The organism is Nitrospirillum viridazoti CBAmc, from assembly GCF_000730165.1.
GTDB classification, from domain to species: Bacteria; Pseudomonadota; Alphaproteobacteria; order Azospirillales; family Azospirillaceae; genus Nitrospirillum; species Nitrospirillum viridazoti.
Map to the genome: position 1 here is coordinate 1,646,139 of NZ_CP022110.1, position 19,411 is coordinate 1,665,549.

12 protein-coding genes are annotated in these 19,411 nt (G+C 66.6%); 5 read left to right on the plus strand and 7 right to left on the minus strand.

Annotation, left to right across the window (positions count from 1 at the left end):
* Window positions 1-6: 6 nt before the first annotated feature.
* The 3 genes from kduI to Y958_RS07640 form a co-directional block, all read right to left on the minus strand.
* Window positions 7-852: a 5-dehydro-4-deoxy-D-glucuronate isomerase gene (gene kduI, locus Y958_RS07630; RefSeq protein ID WP_088872548.1), complete on the minus strand. Its 846-nt coding sequence runs from the start codon at window positions 850-852 to the stop codon at window positions 7-9.
* A gap of 84 nt (window positions 853-936) precedes the next feature.
* Window positions 937-2,355 (minus strand): glucuronate isomerase, encoded by a 1,419-nt coding sequence (gene uxaC, locus Y958_RS07635; RefSeq protein ID WP_088871526.1) that lies wholly within the window; start codon window positions 2,353-2,355, stop codon window positions 937-939.
* A gap of 165 nt (window positions 2,356-2,520) precedes the next feature.
* A complete protein-coding gene (locus tag Y958_RS07640) occupies window positions 2,521-3,636 on the minus strand; it encodes a LacI family DNA-binding transcriptional regulator (RefSeq protein WP_244909224.1) in 1,116 nt (371 codons plus the stop codon).
* 286 nt (window positions 3,637-3,922) lie between these two features.
* Between Y958_RS07640 and Y958_RS07645 the strand changes: the two genes are divergently transcribed.
* Complete coding sequence (locus Y958_RS07645) at window positions 3,923-5,275, plus strand: pectate lyase family protein (protein WP_088871527.1); 1,353 nt, start codon at window positions 3,923-3,925, stop codon at window positions 5,273-5,275.
* Between the two features lie 75 nt (window positions 5,276-5,350).
* On the opposite strand, the gene Y958_RS07650 is transcribed toward Y958_RS07645, so the two are convergent.
* The 4 genes from Y958_RS07650 to Y958_RS07665 form a co-directional block, all read right to left on the minus strand.
* Entirely contained in the window at window positions 5,351-5,998 is a 648-nt protein-coding gene (locus tag Y958_RS07650; RefSeq protein WP_088871528.1) for an invasion associated locus B family protein, read from the minus strand.
* A gap of 216 nt (window positions 5,999-6,214) precedes the next feature.
* Complete coding sequence (locus Y958_RS07655) at window positions 6,215-7,231, minus strand: 2-oxoadipate dioxygenase/decarboxylase family protein (protein WP_088871529.1); 1,017 nt, start codon at window positions 7,229-7,231, stop codon at window positions 6,215-6,217.
* A 14-nt stretch (window positions 7,232-7,245) separates the two neighbouring features.
* On the minus strand, window positions 7,246-8,769 hold the full coding sequence (gene amaB / locus Y958_RS07660) for an L-piperidine-6-carboxylate dehydrogenase (RefSeq protein WP_211098475.1): 1,524 nt from the start codon (window positions 8,767-8,769) through the stop codon (window positions 7,246-7,248).
* 62 nt (window positions 8,770-8,831) lie between these two features.
* The gene (locus Y958_RS07665) at window positions 8,832-9,944 is read right to left on the minus strand and encodes a saccharopine dehydrogenase family protein (protein WP_088871531.1); all 1,113 of its coding nucleotides are present in this window, start codon (window positions 9,942-9,944) and stop codon (window positions 8,832-8,834) included.
* 103 nt (window positions 9,945-10,047) lie between these two features.
* Between Y958_RS07665 and Y958_RS07670 the strand changes: the two genes are divergently transcribed.
* The 4 genes from Y958_RS07670 (at window position 10,048) to Y958_RS07685 (ending at window position 19,389) form a co-directional block, all read left to right on the plus strand.
* The gene (locus tag Y958_RS07670) at window positions 10,048-10,500 is read left to right on the plus strand and encodes an Lrp/AsnC family transcriptional regulator (RefSeq protein WP_088871532.1); all 453 of its coding nucleotides are present in this window, start codon (window positions 10,048-10,050) and stop codon (window positions 10,498-10,500) included.
* A 409-nt stretch (window positions 10,501-10,909) separates the two neighbouring features.
* A complete protein-coding gene (locus tag Y958_RS07675; RefSeq protein ID WP_244909225.1) occupies window positions 10,910-13,906 on the plus strand; it encodes a TonB-dependent receptor domain-containing protein in 2,997 nt (998 codons plus the stop codon).
* 107 nt (window positions 13,907-14,013) lie between these two features.
* A complete protein-coding gene (locus Y958_RS07680) occupies window positions 14,014-15,918 on the plus strand; it encodes a tetratricopeptide repeat protein (protein ID WP_088871534.1) in 1,905 nt (634 codons plus the stop codon).
* A gap of 153 nt (window positions 15,919-16,071) precedes the next feature.
* Window positions 16,072-19,389: a transglutaminase family protein gene (locus Y958_RS07685; protein WP_088871535.1), complete on the plus strand. Its 3,318-nt coding sequence runs from the start codon at window positions 16,072-16,074 to the stop codon at window positions 19,387-19,389.
* The last annotated feature ends 22 nt before the right edge of the window (window positions 19,390-19,411 follow it).

The window sequence follows — 19,411 nt, forward strand, 5'->3', positions numbered from 1 at the left end:
CCTCCCTCAGCGCAGCTGGCAGATATCCAGGACCTTCATGTCGGTGTAGTCGAGGTTTTCCCCGCCCATAGCCCAGATGAAGGAATAGTTGGCGGTGCCGGAGCCCATGTGGATGGACCAGGGCGGCGACACCACGGCCTCCTCGTTGGCGACCACGATGTGGCGGGCCAGCTCCGGCTCACCCATGAAATGAAAGACGCGCTGGTCATCCTTGATATCGAAGTAGAAATAGACCTCTGATCGGCGATCATGCAGGTGGGGCGGCATGGTGTTCCACACGCTGCCCGGCTTCAGCATGGTCAGGCCCAGCAGCAGCTGCGCCGACTGGCAGGTCTGGGGCACGATGTACTGGTAGATCGTGCGCTCGTTGCTGGTCTCCAGCGCCCCGCGCTCCAGCGGCACGGCCTGGTCGATGGAGATCTTCACTGTCTTGAAACGGGCGTGGGCCGGGGTGCTGGCCAGGTAGAACTTGGCCGGGTGGGTGGCATCGGCCGAGGCAAACACCACCATCTCCGTTCCCATGGGCACATACAGGCCGTCGTGCGACGCCAGGTCGTAGGCCGTGCCATCCACCGTGACCGTGCCGGGGCCGCCGACGTTGACGATGCCCAGTTCCCGACGCTCCAGGAAAGGCTTGCCGGCGGCCGAGGCTGGTTCCGTCTGCAGGGGCAGGTTGATGGAGGCGTCCACCGGCGCGGCGCCGCCGATGATGAAGCGTTCATTGTGGGAATAATTCAGGCTGACCTCACCGGCCACGAACAGGTCGGTGATGAGGTAGCGGTCGCGCAGCTGCTGGTTACGGGCGCCATCCATCATGTCGGGATGGGTCGCCTGATAGACCTTCTTGAACATGGCCATTCTCCCCGTTTGTTTGTGGTTCTCCCCGGAAGGGGAAGGAGGCGGTGCCGGGCCTCAACACCCGGCGCCGCCCCGGCATCAGTCCAGCTTGTAGGCGCGCTTGGGCAAGCGGTAGGCCAAGTCCACCGCTACCTCCGCCGCGTCGTCCTCATCGATGCGGTGTTCCGCCACCAGGCGCGCCAGGAAGGCGCAATCCACCCGACGGGCCACGTCGTGCCGGGCGGGGATGGACAGGAAGGCGCGGGTGTCGTCGTTGAAGCCCACGGTGTTGTAGAAGCCCGCCGTTTCCGTCGTCTGCTCGCGGAAGCGCATCATCCCCTCCGGGCTGTCGTGGAACCACCAGGCGGGGCCCAGCTTCAGCACCGGGTAATGTCCGGCCAGCGGCGCCAGCTCGCGGGCATAGACCGTCTCATCCAGGGTGAACAGGATGACGGACAGGCGCGGATCGTTGCCGTAGCGGTCCAGCAGCGGCTTCAGCGCATGGACATATTCGGTACGCAGCGGGATGTCGGCGCCCTTGTCGCGGCCATAGCGCTGGAAGATCTGGTGGTTGTGATTGCGGAAGGAACCGGGGTGGATCTGCATGACCAGCCCATCCTCCAGGCTCATGCCCGCCATCTCGGTCAGCATCTGGGCGCGGAACAGCTCGGCATCCGCCGCCGTGAAGGTACCCTTGACCACGCGGGCGAACAGGGCCTCGGCCTCGGCCGGTGACAGGTCGGCGGTGGCGGCGGTGACGTGGCCATGGTCGCTGCTGGTGGCGCCCACGGCTTTGAAGTCGATGCGGCGCTTGCGGTGCGCGTCGAGATAGCCCCGCCAGCTGTAAACGTCCTCGCCGGTGATGGCGGCGAACCGCTCCATGGCCGGACGGAAGTTCTCATGCTCCGGATCGATGACGGCATCCGGGCGATAGGCGGTGATGACCTTGCCCGTCCAGCCGCTGTCGCGGATGGCCTCATGATGGGCCAGCGTGTCCACCGGGCTTTCCGTGGTGGCGATGACCTCGATGTTGAAGCGCTCGAACAGGGCGCGGGGGCGGAACTCCTCCATCGCCAGCTTGGCGGTGATGGTGTCGAAGTACAGGTCAGAGGTCTCGGCGCTCAGCTTCACATCCAGGCCGAAGACCTGGGTGAAGACATGGTTCAGCCAGGTGGAGGACGGGGTGCCCCGGAACAGGTGGAAATTGCTGGCCAGCAGGCGCCAAGCCTCGCGCGGGTCCACATCGGGGGCCGGCTGGCCGGCGGCCGGTATGCCCAGCTGCTCCAAGGTCACGCCCTGGCTGTACAGCATGCGGTAGAGGTAGTGGTCGGGCTGCAGCAGCAGGGCGGTGGCGTTGGGGAAGGCCTCGTTACCGGCGAACCACGACGGGTCGGTGTGGCCATGCGGACTGATGATGGGCAGTCCCTTCACCGCCGCGTAGAGGCGCCGCGCGATGGCGCGGACCGCAGGATCGGCGGGGAATAGGCGATCGTCGTGCAGGGTCAGATTCTGGGCCATCGGGCCTTCCTTCACTATCCGCCAAGATGCGGCAAACGTTGTTGCAGGAACGGCGTCCGGATGTCCGGTAGGCCGCTCTCCTCCCGCCCCATTTGGTAACGGTCTTGGTAACCGGTGTCAATTTCGCATCGCACATTCGGTGCCGAAACAGGCGAAGGTTGGAGATCAACCCCGGGGCGGCACAGAGGACTCGCGCACGACCATGCGGCTGACAACGCCGGTGGCGGTGTGTCCTTCCTCCTCATCGCTGGAAATGCGGATGATCAGCTTTTCCGCCGCCAGCCGCCCCAGATCCTTGGCCGGCAGGCGCACGGTGGTCAGCGACGGCCACAGCCGGGTGGCGATGGGACTGTCGTCGAAGCCCACGATGGTCAGGTCGCGGGGAATGCTGATGCCCAGGCGCTGCGCCGTCTTGTAGACACCGGCCGCCATCTCGTCGTTGCTGGCGAAAATGGCCGTGGGCCGGGGTTCCCGCGTCAGCAGGCGGGTGGCGCAGACCTCGCCGGATTCGAAGGTGTAAGCGCCCTCCTCCACCATCTCTGGACGCAGGGTGATGCCGTGGCTTTTCAAAGCGCTGACGAAGCTTTCGCGGCGTTCGTGGGCGGAGCGGTGACGCGACGGGCCGGCGATGAAACCGATGTCGCGGTGACCCAGAGCGGCCAGATGTTCCGCCACCTCCGCCGCCCCCTGGCGGTCGTTGTAGACCACCATGTTGGCGGCCTCGTCCAGCGACACGGCGGACAGGCGGACATAGCGGCAGCCCAGGTCGCGCAGCACCTCGACCAGCTGCGGATTTTCCGACGCGGGCGGCACGACGATGACGCCGTCCAGGTTCTGGCGCTGCACGAACTGCTTGGCGTCGTTCAGGAAATGCGGGCTTTTCTGGTCGCAGGGATGCACCACCAGTTCGAACCCCGCCAGGCGGCAGGCGGCCAGCACACCCTCCTGGATATTCACGATGAACTGGGCGTTGGGGTTGTCATAGACCAGGCCCAGCAGGAAGGACCGCTGGAAGGCCAGCCCGCGCGCCTGGGGGCTGGGCACGTAGCCGATCTGCTCGATGATGCCGTTGATGATGGTGCGCGTCTCTTCATTCACGAAGGGCGACTGGTTGATGACGCGCGACACCGTCTTCTTGGACACGTGCGCCAGGCGGGCCACATCATTGATGGTGGGCGGCCGGTCCAGGGTCCAGGTCACGGCCTCCACGGCCACGGTCTGGATGGCGGCGGCACGTCCCCGCCGGGGGCGCCCCCTACGCGGCGCGGCATCCTGGGTCATCGCTGGTCTTCTCGTTCTTCTTCAGGACTTCTTTTTGAAGTGCCTGTTTCCAAAATCCTACCATGCCGCGTCCCGCGCGCCGCCGCAAAAGAGATTTGTTTTTCTTTCCCACGGCCCTTGCCCCGGCCCCTCCCCCCACCCGGGCGTCATTCCGCCGCACCCCCGGAACTGTACTCTTGCCCCCTTAGGAAACCGGTGTCATTTATTGACGCCGAGAGCGGGGTCCAGCACGCTTGACGTGTCGCGGCCCGCCATCGCCATAACAAACATCTGGGAGGATAGACCGTTGATCAGACGTATTCTGGCCACCACCGCCATGGCCACGCTGCTGGCCGCCGGTGGCGTGGCCAATAGCAGCGCCGGTGCCGCCGAGAACGCGGACCAGCTGGCCTTCCCCGGCGCCGTGGGCTGGGCGGCGCACACGCCCGGCGGGCGCGGCGGCAAGATCATCAAGGTGACCAACCTGAACAATGAGGGGCCCGGCTCCTTCCGCGAGGCCATCGAGACCAAGGGCCCGCGTATCATCGTGTTCGAGGTCGGCGGCGTCATCGACCTGAACCAGAAGACCCTCAAGCTGGATGAGCCCTTCGTCACCATCGCCGGGCAGACCGCCCCCTCCCCCGGCATCACCCTGATCCGCGGCGGCATGGACGTCAGCGCCCACGACGTGGTGATGCAGCACATCCGCATCCGCGTGGGCGATGCCGGCGCCCCCAAGAAAAGTGGCTGGGAAGAGGACGCCTTCAGCACGATGAAGGCCGCCTACAACGTCATCGTCGACCATTGCAGCCTGACCTGGGCCACGGATGAGAACCTGTCCGCCTCCGGCCCCCGCTTCAATGGCAACACACCGGAGGAATGGCGCGAGCACACTTCGCACCGCATCACCTATTCCAACAACATCATCGCCGAGGGCCTGGCCCGCGCCACCCACCTGAAGATCGAACACTCCAAGGGCTCGCTCATCCACGACAACATCACCGACATCCTGATCGTCGGCAATCTGTACGCCCACAATGTGGAGCGCAGCCCCCTGTTCAAGGGCGGCGTCCACGGCGTCATCGTCAATAACCTGATCTACGATCCCGGCCAGCGGGCGGTGCACTACAACCTGCAGGCCGAGGAGTGGGGCGACCATCCCTACCAGGTGGGCCAGATGGCGGCGGTGGGCAACGTGCTGCGGGCCGGCCCCTCCACCCCCACGCCGCTGGCGTTCCTGGAGATCGGCGGCTATGGCGACCTGGAGTACTATGGCAAGGACAACATCGCCGTGGACCGCGCGGGCGAGCCGCTGCCCCTGATGGGCCGCTACACCACCTCGCCCGCCAAGGTGATCGAGATGGACAAGCCGCCGCTGTGGCCGGAAGGCCTGACGCCCCTGCCCGCGGCCGAGGTGCAGAAGTCCGTGTTGCACAACGCCGGGGCCCGCCCCTGGGACCGCGACTACGACGACGTGCGCCTGCTGGCCGACGTGGCCGAGGGCCGGGGTGAAATCATCAACAGCCAGGACGACATCCACGGCTATCCCAATGAAAAGCCCAGCACCCGGCCCTTCAACCCCGCCGACTGGAACCTGGACGACATGACCCCGCGCACCGCGACGGCGCTGGATGCCAAGTCCAAGGCCCGGGGAACCTGATATAGGGGAGCCCCCAAACGACAAAGGGCGGCGCCCGCATGAGACGCCGCCCTTTTTCTTTGATCCGGACCCGGCTTATTTCTTCGGCTGGTCCGCCGGCTTGTCGGCGGGCTTGTCAGCCGGCTTCGGGGCCGGCGGCGGCCCCAGGCTCTGCAGCGCGGGCGCCAGGCCGCCCAGCTGCACCGGCACGTCCATCGGCGTCTTGTCCGGCTTGGCGTAGCGCACCATCAATACCTTGCCGGTGGTGAACTGCTTCAGCACATCCTGGTCCAGGTTCGCGGAGGCGATGCAACCGCCCTGCTGGCACAGGGTCAGCGGCAGGGGGATGGGCTTGGCGCCGTCCAGCGTCAGTTGCAGGCCCGGCTGCACCGGTGTGCCCAGCGGCACGGTGATGACCAGAACCGGCTTGCCGTCGGCCGACATGTAGCCGATCTGGACATGCAGCACGATGGCGTTGCCCGGGTTGGCGATGGCGAACTGCTCGACATAGCAGACGTCGCCGCCATTGGCGTCCTTGGCGCAATTCTTGGCCCAGGGCGGCCCCGCCGGCTTCTGCGCCTCGGCCGCAGTGGACTTGGCCGAGCTGGCCTTGTGATGCTGGTACAGCATGATGCCGCCCACGGTCAGCAGCCCCAGCAGCAGCAGCAGGCCGATCACGATGAGGGGGGTGCGCGAACCGCCGGTGGATGCGGTGGCGGGCGCGGGGTCCTCTTTATTGGTCATGGATATGCTTTTTTCTGTTTAGGACGCGATACCGCCCGGGCCCGGGTGCCCCAGCCCCCGGGGCGACAACGATCAGACACGGGATTGTGGGGAGAAGCCGGTATCCGGTCAACCTCTCGCTCCATCCGGCGACGGGCTCGACCGCCCCATGCCGCGTCACCCCGGCCCCACCCTGTTCATAAGGATGGGACCGGGCGCGCATACCGTCACAAATGGTCAGCAGACCGAGGCCGCCGCCGTCATCTTGAAGATGCCCTGGGCGTTGCCGCTGTCGAATCGCAGGTCCAGCCGGCGGCCCGCTTCGGTGTCGATGAGGTCGCGCGAAATGAACTCATAAAACGACCCCGGCACCACGCGGCTGACCGTGGCGCCCCGGGCGTCGACGAACGGCCGTTCCACCATGGCCGCCCGCAGCGCCGTCTGGCGGACCGTGCCGTTGCGCGACACCTCCACCTTGGGCTTCATCTCATAGCCCCGGGCCTTCAGCTCCTCCGCCAGCGCCTCCACATCCGGCACCCGGTCGGTGGCGTGGTTGAACCGGTTGCCTTCGGTGGCGATCCAGGCGAGTTCCGCCGATTCCGCCAGCAGCGTCTCGTACTGCGCCAGGGTGGGTACCGGGTGGTGGCGGTCGAACAGGCGCACCAGTTCGCCCACCAGGCCTGTCGCCTCGTCCAGGCTCAGCGTGCCGCCGGCGGCCAGCCGGTCCAGCAGGCCCTTGGCCTCGGCGGCCAACGGATCCACCTTCACCTGGAACACCTGCTGTGCCGCCGCCTGCACTTCGGGTGAGAAGCGGTCGGGGAAGATTTCACTGACGAAGAACTGGGCAATGTCGTCGGGATAATCGCGGTGGGTGTAGGCGTAGCCCATCATGCGCAGCCGCTCCAGCGGGTAGGTCCCGCCGACGTGATAGCCCAGCGGCTCCAGCACGCGGGCGAAGGCGGCGTGGCCGGGCGGCAGCGCCCCCAACCTTGGTGCGTTCACCGTCCGCAGGGCGCCGTGGTCGAACACCATGCGCCCGCCCTGCTCCCGCACATAGCGGGCCCCCTCTGGCACCTCGCGCAGCAGGCCCCGGAACAGCAGCATGTTCAGGGCCTGGGCCACCGCGGCGCGTGGCACCGCGTCGCCATGGTCCGTCAGGAAATCGGGATGAAGGGCCAGCATCTCCATCAGCCGGCCGGCCTCCTCCGAACCGACCAGCCCCTGGGCGATCTTCTGGACGGTGGGCGTCTTCATGGGACTGTCCCTCCTCAACCGATGTCGAACTGCACGCCCTGGGCAAGCGGCAGCGATCTCGAGTAATTGATGGTGTTGGTGGCCCGCCGCATGTAGGCCTTCCAGCTGTCCGACCCGGCCTCGCGCCCGCCTCCCGTCTCCTTCTCGCCGCCGAAGGCGCCGCCGATCTCGGCCCCCGAGGGGCCCAGATTGACGTTGGCGATGCCGCAGTCGGAACCGGCCGGGCTCATAAAGGTCTCGGCCTCGCGCATGTCGGTGGTGAAGATGCTGGAGGCCAACCCCTGCGGCACGCCGTTCTGCAAGGCAATGGCCTGGTCCAGGTCGCGGTAGCGCACGACGTAGAGGATGGGGGCGAAGGTTTCTTCCAACATGGGGCCGGCCTGGTCCGGCATGACCACCAGCGCCGGGCGCACGTAATAAGCGTCGCCCGAGCCCACATCCACCCGGTCGCCGCCAATGACGGTGCCGCCGGCGGCCTTGGCGGCGGCCAGCGCCTTGACCATGCCGTCGTAGGATGCCTTGTCGATCAGCGGGCCCACCAGGGTGCCGGCCTCGCGCGGGTCGCCCACCTTGACGCTGCGATAGGCGGCCGCCAGCCGGTCCAGCAGGCGGTCGGCCACGGCCTCGTGCACGATCAGACGGCGCAGGGTGGTGCAGCGCTGGCCGGCCGTGCCCATGGCGGCGAAGGCGATGCCGCGCACCGCCAGTTCCAGATCGGCCGACGGCGCCACGATGGCGGCGTTGTTGCCGCCCAGTTCCAGGATGGCGCGGGCGAAGCGCGCCGCCAGGCGGGGCGCCACGGCGCGGCCCATGCGGGTGGAGCCGGTGGCGGAGACCAGCGGCACCAGCGGATGGTCCACCAGCGCCTGGCCCACGTCGGCATGCCCCTGGGCCAGGATGGACAAGCCGTCCGGAGCGGAACCGAACTTGGCGGCGGCGCGCTCGAAGGCCGCCTGCACGGCGATGGCGGTCAGGGGCGTCTTTTCCGACGGCTTCCAGATGACGCTGTTGCCGCAGACCAGGGCCAGGGCGGCGTTCCACGACCAGACCGCCACGGGGAAGTTGAAGGCGCTGATGACGCCGCAGACACCCAGCGGATGCCAGGTTTCCATCAGGCGATGGCCCGGCCGCTCCGTGGCGATGGTCAGGCCGTAGAGCTGGCGGGATAGGCCGACCGCGAAGTCGCAGATGTCGATCATCTCCTGCACTTCGCCCAGGCCTTCGGACAGGATCTTGCCGGCTTCCAACGTCACCAGCAGGCCCAGGTCGGTGCGCACGGCGCGCAGTTCCTCGCCCAGCAGGCGGACCAACTCACCCCGGCGGGGGGCCGGCACCACGCGCCAAGCCAGCTGCGCGGCATGCGCCTTGCGCACCAGCGCGTCGACATCGGCGGCCGACAGGGTCGTCACCCGGCCCGCTTCGCCGCCATCGATGGGGCTGCGCGCCACGATATCGCCGCCCGCAAGCACGGCCCGGTCCACGCCCAGCCGGTCCAGCACCGCCAGGACGTCATCCCGGGTTCCGCTCACTGCCGTCATCGCTTCTTCCCTCATGCTGCTTTTTGGCCTCATGCTGCTTTTTAATTGAACGGCTGGACCAATCAGGCGACGCGCGCCACCACCTGGTCCACCGGGTTCGCCCCCTGATAGGCGCGGCCGAAGCGGTTGGCCAGGAAATCATCCAGGGCGATGTCTTCCTGGCGGATGAAGCCATGCGACGGCAGGCGACCGTCGGCCAGCATGTCCAGCACGGCGCAGATGCCGGCGGCGGTGGTGGTCTGGATGGCGGTGCGCTGCCGGCCATGGGCGTAGTCGCCGAAGACGCGGCTGGAATAGCTTTCCTGGGTCAGCTGGCCGTCCAGCATGCCGCTGACGGTGACGAAGATGACCACCACGTCCTGCATGGTGGCGGGCAAAGCCCCCTCCAGCACCGTCTTGAACAGGTCGCGCCGGTCGCGCAGGCGCAGATCGTTCAGCAGGGTCTTCATCAGCTGGCAGTGGCCGGGATAGCGGATGGTCTTGTAGTTCAAGGTGCGTACCCGGCCCTTCAGCACCTCCGCCAGGCTGCCTAGGCCGCCGGAGGTGTTGAACGCCTCGTACGGCACGCCATCCAGCCAGAACTCCTCCCGCTCCTCCAGCGCCGGCACCTCGCGCAGCGCGCCCTCCACGATGGCCTCGCAGGGCTCGCAATACTCGTTGATGACGCCGTCGGTGCTCCAGGTCAGGTTATAGCCCAGGGAGTTGCTGGCGTAGCGCGGCAAGGCGCCGACGCGCAGGCGCACGGCCTCCAGCGTGTCGAACTTCTTGGCCAGGCTGCCGGCGACGATGGAGATGAAGCCCGGCGCCAAGCCGCACTGGGGGATGAAGGCGTTGGGGGCGTTGGCCGCCAGTTCCTTCACCCGGCGGGTGGTGGCCACATCCTCCGTCAGGTCCAGGTAGTGGCAGCGGGCGATGGCCGCGGCCTCCGCCACCTTGATGGTCAGGTGATAGGGGGCGGCGCTCAGCACGGCATAGGCGCCGGTCAGCGCCTCGGTCAGGGCGGGCACGTCGCTGATGTCGACCTCGCGCCGCTCGATGGGCAGGCGTTTGGAGACGCCTTCCAGCGCCTTGGCGGACCGGTCCAGCACCGTCACCAGGAAATCGCCCGACCCCGCCAGGTTCTCCGCGATGATGGACCCGATCTTGCCCGCCCCGACGACGACGATGCGACGCATGTGTGCTCTCCCGTTCAAAGTTCCCTGTCGAAACGACTGTCGGGCAAACCCTTGACGGAATGAACAGTCAATGCGACCAATCTGACGGAAAATGGTGGGCAGAATGATCAATCAGACCGACAGTTTTCAACCTGACGACCTGGACATCGCCCTGCTGCGCCTGTTGGAGGCGGACAGCCGGCTGCCCACAGTGACGCTGGCCAAGCGCCTGGGCGTGTCCCGCACCACGGTGCAGGCCCGGCTGGAACGCCTGGTGTCGCGCGGGGTCATCAGCGCCTTCACCATCCGCCTGGATGAGGATTACCTGGCACGGCGCATCCAGGGCCATGTCGCCATCACCCTCCTGCCCAAGGCGGCGCGACAGGTGGAAACGCGGCTGAAGGCCATGCCCCAGGTGCGCCAGCTCTACGCCGTCAGCGGCCCCTTCGACATGATCGCCGTCGTCTCCACCGAATCCATCGCCGAGATGAACATGGTGATCGACGACATCGGCGCGGTGGAGGGGGTGGAGCGCACCAACTCCTCCATCATCCTGTCTCGGCGCCTGGCGCGCTGAAGGGGCAATCCGTTAGGGGCGCCCGCTCCTTTTTTTGAGTCGCCTCGGCACCGTTCGGCACGGTCTCGCCCCCTTTCCGAAAATTACGCTGGGCGACCTAGGCCTGTTGGGAAGTGGCGCGATTCGGCACCACTTTTGTCTATTCCGTTCGATATAGGCAAATTTGCCGGTAATTATGTTTCTGAATCGTTTCAGAGATGCGCACGACTGTTACACAGCAGTTACACTCCGGAGTGAAACCGGTTGCTGAAATCGTCAATTTTGCGACGCAGCATTGACGAGCATAAATTATCCAAAATAGCCTTTCCTCGTTGGCCCCGATCACAAGGGGACACGATTTCAGAAGAGATTTGTCTGGTTGGGGCCAGCAATATCAACAATCTCCAGAACAGCGGGGAAATCCATGGGCATGCCAAAATTCGGGCGGCGCGCGTTGCTGCTGTCCTCGACCATGCTTGTCGGCGCCTTGGCGGCGGCGGCGGATGCTGCGGCGCAACAATCGGCCAGCGCCAGCACCGATATGCAGGAAATCGTCGTCACCGGCTCACGCATCAAACAGGCCGCGAACCTGACCAGCGACAGCCCGCTGACGACGGTCGACAGTATCGAGATGAAGCTGCAGGGCACGACCAACGTCGAAACGATGCTGAACAACCTGCCCGGCATCACGGCGGCCCAGACCAACGCCCAGTCCAACGGCGCCACCGGCACCGCCACCATCAACCTGCGCAACCTGGGCGAAGCACGCACCCTGGTGCTGATCGACGGGCGCCGCATGCCGCTGGGCGACCCGACCTACCCCTACGCGGACGTCAATTTCATCCCTGGCGCGCTGGTGGAAAGCGTGGACGTGGTCACCGGCGGCGCCTCGGCCGTCTATGGCTCGGACGCCGTGGCCGGTGTGGTGAATTTCAAGATGAAGCGCGACTTCGAAGGGGTGAAGGTCGACTATCAATTCTCCGCCGCGCAGCACAGCAACGAGAATGGTGACGCGCAAGGCGTCCTCAAGAAAAGCGCCTATCCGGTGACCATCCCCGGGGACCGCTTCGACGGCTTCGTCCGCGACAGCTCCTTCGTCATGGGCGTCAACTCACCCAACAACAAGGGCAACGTCACGGCCTACGCCACATATCGCTGGACCGAACCGGTGACGCAGGCGACCCGCGACTGGTCGGCGTGCACCATGGCCACCACCAGCAGCAATGAGGATGCGCTCGCCACCCAGGACAACCAGCGCTACTGCTCGGGCTCGTCCAACAGCGCCTATGCCCGCCTGCGCACCAACGGCTCGGGCACCGGCTATTCGCTGAACCCAGACGGCTCCGCATCCTTCGTGAAATACAACAGCGCGCTGGCCTTCAACTACGGCCCCTACAACTACATCCAGCGCCAGGATGAGCGGTACACAGGCGGCGCCTTCGCGCACTATGAGATCAGCCCGGCGTTCGACGTCTACACCGACTTCATGTTCATGTCCGACCACACCAAGGCGCAGATCGCGCCGTCGGGCTTCTTCAGCGGCACCACCTATTCCATCAACTGCGACAACCCGCTGATGTCGGCATCCGAAGCGACGACCCTGTGCGGCGCCAACGCCGGCAGCGCCAGCGCCACCTGGAAAGGCTATGTCGCCTATCGCTTCACCGACAACAACGCACCCCGCTACGATGACCTGCGGCACACCGACTACCGCTATGTCATCGGCACCAGGGGCGACCTGGGTGGCGGCTGGTCCTACGACGTTTACGCCCAGCATTCGGCGGTGATCTACAACGAGACCTACCAGAACGACGTTTCCATCGCCAAGCTGCAGAACGCGCTGCTGGCGAAGAACGTCAACGGCGTCGCCACCTGCGAATCCGTCATCAGCGGCACGGATACGGCCTGCGTGCCCATCAACATCTTCCAGCTGGGGAAGATCAGCAGCGCCGCCTACAACTACGTCTACACCACCAGCTTCAAGGAAGGCAGCACCACCCAGGACATCGTCAGCGGCACCGTCTCCGGCGACTTCGGCGCCTGGGGCGTGAAAAGCCCCTTCGCCAAGGATGCCGTGGCCGTCGCCTTGGGCAGCGAGTGGCGGCGCGATGCCATCGACCTGAAGTACAGCGAGAACGTGCTGTCCGGCGACCTGTCGGGCTCCGGCGCCGGCACCACCCAGCCGGCCGTGGGCGCCACCGAGGTGAAGGACATCTTCGGCGAACTGCGCCTGCCGCTGGTGTCGGACCAACCCTTCATCAAGGACCTGTCCATCGACGCCGGCTACCGCTGGTCGGACTACAACCTGGCGGGCAAGGCCAACACCTACAAGGCCAGCCTGAACTATGCCCCCATCAGCGACGTGGCCTTCCGCGGCGGCTACAACCACGCCGTCCGCGCGCCCAACATCATCGAACTGTTCCAGACCAGCACCTCGGGCATCGGCGGCGCGCTGGACCCCTGCTCCGGTTCCAGCCCGTCGGCCTCACTGGCCCAATGCGGCCGCACCGGCGTCACGGCCGCGCAGTACGGCAACATCTCCGAATGCACCTCCGTCGACGGCTGCAACACGCTGAGCGGCGGCAACAAGGCGCTGAAGCCGGAAACGGCGGACACCTATACCGCCGGCTTCGTCTTCACGCCGACCTTCATGCCCAACTTCGCGGCCACGGTCGACTACTACAACATCAAGATCCAGGACCTGATCGGCACGGTGCCGACCTCGCAGATCATGTCGCAATGCCTGAACACCGGTAATTCCTATTATTGCGACCTGATCCACCGCGGCGCCGCGGGCAGCCTGAACTCCAGTGACGGTTACTTCATCACCACCGACATCAACGCCGGCTACCGCCAGCAGGCGGGCATCGACATCTCCGGCACCTACCGCCAGGACCTGGAGGATCTGGGGATCAAGGACCTGGGTGGCGTGACCCTGAAGTTCATCGGTTCCTGGACGCAGTTCAACCGCTACCAGCCGCTGTTGCACGAGGCCAAGTATGACTGCGCCGGCCTCTATGGCAGCACCTGCGGCCAGCCAACGCCCCATTGGCGCCATCAGGTCCGCGTCACCTGGAACACGCCGTGGAACGCCGACCTGTCGGTCAACTGGCGCTACATCGGCGGCACCAGCCTGGACAACAACAGCACCGACCCCAGCCTGAACGCCGGTTCCGGCATCTACAACAACATCGACGGCAAGATCGCCGCGTACAATTACTTCGACCTCGCCGGGACCATCAACCTGATGGACCACTACACGCTGCGGTTCGGCGTCAACAACCTGTTCGACAAGGACCCGCCCATCCAGTCCGCCAACGACGACTATGTCAGCGTGCTGGGCACCTATGGCAACGGCAACACCTACCCCGGCATCTACGACACGCTGGGGCGGACCTTCTTTCTGGGTATCACCGCCGATTTCTAATCGCCGACTCCCGGAGCGGCTTATCGTATAATCTCGACACGCGGCGGGTCCCTACCCAGGGGCCCGCCGTTTCTCACTCCCGTTCACGACGCATCGGCGCACGCCTCATGACCAACGGCCAGTCCCCCTTCTCCATCCCCGTCACTCCGTCCGTTTCGGCGCCCCAGCGACAGCGCATCCAGGCGCTCATCCAGCAGGCCTTGACCTTCCAGACGCGGGGCCAGCTGCATGAGGCGGAACAGATCCTGTTGCAGGTGCTGGCGGTGGACGCCTCGGAACCGGACGCGCTGCAGCTCATGGGCCTGATCGCCAAGCGCAACGGCAAGCTGGACCTGGCGGAACAGCTGCTGCGCCGCTCGCTGGTCGTGAACAGTCGCCAGCCGCATGTGAACTACAACCTGGGCAACCTGCTGAAGGACACCGGCCGCCCGGCCGAGGCGCTGCCCTTCTATGAAAAGGCCATCCTGTACAAGGCCGACTATGCCGAGGCCTACAGCAACCGTGCCGAATGCCTGACGACGCTGGCGGGGGTGGACGCGGCCAACGCCCGCTCCCTGCTGGAAACGGCCCTGCCCCTGTACCGCCGGGCTCTGCAGCTGCAGCCCGACTTTGTCGGCGCCCGCGTGGGCCTTGCCGAGGCGTACCTGCAACTGGATGAGCCGCAGCAGGCGGAAGAGGTGCTGCGCGCCGGCCTGACCCGGCTGCCCAACGACTTCTACCTGAACAACAGCCTGGGCACGGCGCTGCGCCGCCAGCAGCGGTTCGAGGAAGCGGCCCCCCATCTGAAGCGGGCGGCCGAGCGGGCCCCGGACCGCTGGCAAATCTGGCTGAACCTGGGCAACACCTTCCTGGCCCTGGGCCAGATGGACGACGCCATCGTCTGCTTCAAGAAAGTAGTGGTGCTGGATCCCGCCAACTACGCCGCGCAAAGCGCCCTGAACCAGGCGCTGTGGGAAACCGGGCAGCACACCCAGCTGCTGAACTCCTATGAATGGGCCAAGGAACGCAAACCCAACGACCCTGAACTGCTGAAGATGGCGGCGGAGGCCTACATCCTGTTCGGCCGGCATGAGGAGGCGGAGGCCAACATCGCCGCCGTCGCCGCCCTGGAGCCCGACGCCCCCGCCCTTCCCCGCCTGCGCACCACCTTGCTGCTGGCCCAGCAGCGGGTGGAGGAGGCGCTGGAAGCCGCCCGCCAAGGCTTGGTCGCCGCGCCGGACGACCAGCTGCTGCTGCATCGGGTGGCCGAGTCCGCGCTGCGCCTGAACCGGCCGGCCGAAGCGCTGGAGGCAGCCCATCGCCTGGACGCCGTGGCGCGGGACAGCCAGTTCGCCGCCGCCTTCCAGGCCACCGCCCACCGACTGCTGAGCCAGCCGGACCCGCGCGGCCTTTACGATTACGACCGTTTCATCCAATCTATCGACTTGGCGCCGCCGGCAGGTTACGCCGATTTGGCGGCCTTCCACGCCGACCTGATGACGGCGCTGGACGCCCAGCACGTGGCCACGCACGAACCCATCGAGCAGACGCTGCGCAACGGCACGCAGACGCGGGAGAATTTGTTCACGCGCGTGGGCGTGGCCCCCGCCATCCAGGCGCTGCGCGACAGCATCCTGGCCGCCACCCACCGCTATATCGCGGCCTTGCCGGACGATCCCGACCATCCCTTCCTGCGGCGCAAGGGCCAGTCCCTGGTCTGGGCAGGATCATGGTCCGCCCGCCTGCGCGACCAGGGCTATCACACCAACCACATCCATCCCGAGGGCTGGATCAGCGGCTGCTACTATGTGGACATGCCCGACGTGGTGAAGGATGCCGAGGGCAAGCAGGGCTGGATCACCTTCGGCGCCTTCGCCCAGGGGACCGGCGCCACCCTGCCGTGGGAACGGGCCATCCAGCCGCGCCCCGGCCTGCTGGTGCTGTTCCCCAGCTACATGTGGCACGGCACCATCCCCTTCCACAGCGAGCAAACACGCACGACCGTCGCGTTTGATATCGGCGGCCGGACCTAATCGGCGCGATTGGGCGGCGCATTGCCTATTTTTTGCGCTGCCCAAAAAACATGCTGTAATGCACTTTAACGCCTGCTGGCATTGATGGTACCGTGACCGGGTCAGGGCACCGGGGGCTATGGGTCGCCATCGCTTCCGCGAACAGGGGAAGTCATGAGCATCCACGTCGCCATCAATCACAAGACCAGCTACCGCTACGACCGGCTTATCAATCTGGGGGCGCAGCTGGTGCGCTTGCGGCCGGCGCCGCATTGCCGCACACCCATCCTGTCGTATTCGCTGAAGGTCACGCCCAAGCAGCACTTCCTGAACTGGCAGCAGGATCCCCAGTCCAACTGGCTGGCACGCCTGGTCTTCCCCGAAAAGACGGAGGAATTCACGCTGGAGGTGGACCTGGTGGCCGACATGGCGGTCATCAACCCCTTCGACTTCTTCCTGGAGCCGGCGGCGGAGAAATTCCCCTTCACCTATGAGCCGTGGCTGGCCAAGGACCTCAAGCCCTTCCTGGAGGCCGACGAGCCCGGGCCCCTGGTCAAGGCGCTGCTGGCCGATATCGACCTCACGCCCACGGGCACCGTCGCCTTCCTGGCCGATGTAAACCTGAAGCTGCAGCAGCGCATCGGCTATGTCATCCGCCTGGAACCCGGCGTGCAGACGCCGGAGGAAACGCTGCAGCTGGGCACGGGCTCCTGCCGCGACACCGCCTGGCTGCTGGTGCAGATCCTGCGCAACCTGGGCCTGGCCGCCCGCTTCGCCTCCGGCTACCTGGTACAGCTGGTGGCCGACCAGAAGCCGCTGGAGGGGCCGGACGGCCCTACCGCCGACTTCACCGACCTGCACGCCTGGACGGAGGTCTACCTGCCCGGCGCCGGCTGGATCGGGCTGGATCCCACCTCGGGCCTGTTCGCCGGCGAGGGCCACATCCCGCTGGCCTGCACGCCCGACCCCTTCTCCGCCGCCCCGGTCACCGGCGGCCTGGACATGTGCGAGGTGACGTTCGAGCACGCGATGTCGGTCACCCGCATCCGTGAGCAGCCGCGCACCACCAAGCCCTACACCCCCGACCAGTGGGGCGCCATCGACCGTCTGGGCCAGCAGGTGGACCGCGAGATCGTGGACGGCGACATCCGCCTGACCATGGGCGGCGAGCCCACCTTCATCTCCATCGACGATATGGAGGGGGCGGAGTGGAACACGGCGGCGCTGGGCCCCACCAAGCGCCTGCTGTCCGGCGACCTCATCCGCCGCCTGCAGGCCCGCTACGCCCAGGGCGGCCTGCTGCATTTCGGCCAAGGCAAGTGGTATCCCGGGGAAAGTCTGCCGCGCTGGGCGCTGCAGCTGTTCTGGCGGCGTGACGGCGACGCCCTGTGGACCCATGCCGAATACCTGGCCGATGAGCGCCGCCACTACGGCTATGGCCTGGCCGAGTCCGAGCGGTTCATCCGCCGCCTGGCGGAACGGCTGGGCATCAATCCCGACTACGCGCGGGGCGCCTTCGAGGATCCCTGGCACTACATCCGCAAGGAACGCGAGCTGCCGGTGAACGTCGACCCGTTCGACAGCAAGCTGGAGAACGCGGAGGAGCGGGCGCGCCTGGCCAAGGTGTTCGACACCGGCCTGGGCACCGCCGTCGGCTACGCCCTGCCCATCAGCCGCCGGCATGAGGCCAGCGGCCCCGTCTGGCTGTCCAGCGCCTGGCCCACGCGCAGCGACAGGCTGCTGCTGGCCCCGGGCGACAGCCCCATCGGCTACCGCCTGCCCCTGGGCTCCCTGCCCTGGGTCGACACCATCGACCGTGTCTATTCCTACGAGCAGGATCCCTTCGACAGCCGGCCGGACCTGCCGTCGCGTGAGGACCTGGAACGGCAGATGGTCTTGCGCAAGGGCCAGACGGAACCGTTGCGCCAGCACGCCATGGCCGACGTGCGCGACCAGGTGCCGGAAAAAGGCGCCAGCGCCTGGTGGCTGGTGCGCACGGCCTTGTGCATTCAGCCGCGCGACGGCCGCCTCTACATCTTCCTGCCGCCCACCAGCTATCTGGAGGACTGGATCGAGCTGGTCACCCAGATCGAGGCCACCTGCGTCGACCTGGACCTGGCGGTCGTCCTGGAAGGGTACCCCCCGCCCCGCGACCCGCGCCTGAACAGCATGGCCGTGACGCCGGATCCCGGCGTCATCGAGGTGAACATCCATCCCTCGTCCAACTGGCAGGATCTGGTCTACACCACCACCACCCTGTACGAAGACGCGCGCCAGACCCGCCTGGGCACGGAGAAGTTCGCGCTGGACGGCCGCCACGTCGGCACCGGCGGCGGCAACCATGTGGTGGTGGGCGGCCCGACGGCGGCGGACAGCCCCTTCCTGCGCCGGCCGGACGTGCTGCGCTCCCTGCTGGCCTATTTCCAGAACCACCCCAGCCTGTCCTACCTGTTCAGCACCATGTTCATCGGCCCCACCAGCCAGCACCCCCGGGTGGACGAGGCGCGGCACGAAAGCCTGTATGAGCTGGAGATCGCCTTCAAGGAGCTGGACCGCGCCGGCCCCAACCCGCCGCCCTGGCTGGTGGACCGGGCGCTGCGCCACCTGCTGGTGGACGTGCAGGGCAATACCCACCGCTCCGAATTCTGCATCGACAAGCTGTACAGCCCCGACAGTTCCACCGGCCGGTTGGGCCTAGTGGAACTGCGCAGCTTCGAGATGCCGCCCCACGCGCAGATGAGCCTGGTGCAGCAGTTGCTGTTGCGCACCCTGATCGCCTGGTTCTGGCGGGAGCCCTATCGCGCCGGCCTGGTGCGCTGGGGCACCAAGCTGCACGACCGTTTCCTGCTGCCGCAGTTCGTGACCCAGGACATCCAGGACGTGGTGGCGGAGCTGCGCGAGGCCGGCTACGCCTTCGAGGAGGCCTGGTTCGCCCCGCACCTGAACTTCCGCTTCCCCAAGATCGGCAGCATCAGCCAGCGCAGCCTGACCCTGGAACTGCGCACGGCGCTGGAGCCCTGGAACGTGCTGGGCGAGGAGCCGGGCGGCGGCGGCACCGTGCGCTATGTCGACAGCAGCCTGGAACGCATTCAGGTCCGCATGACGGGCATGGTGGGCGACCGCTATGCCGTCACCTGCAACGGCCGCCGCCTGCCCCTGCACCCCACGGGCACGGAGGGGGAATATGTGGCGGCGGTCCGTTATCGCGCCTGGCAGCCCCCCGGATGCCTGCACCCGACTATCCCCGTGCATACGCCCCTGGTCTTCGATATTTTGGATCTGTGGACGGAACGGTCCGTCGGCGGGTGCACCTATCACGTCGCCCATCCAGGAGGGCGCAACTTCACCACCTTCCCGGTCAATGCCAACGAAGCGGAAGGGCGCCGGCTGGCGCGCTTCCATCCCTTCGGGCATACGCCGGGGCCCATGGCCATCCCGCCGGAAACACGGAACCCGGATTATCCCATGACCTTGGACCTGAGATTGAGCTGACCCGCTTTTGGCAGAGCCCGCT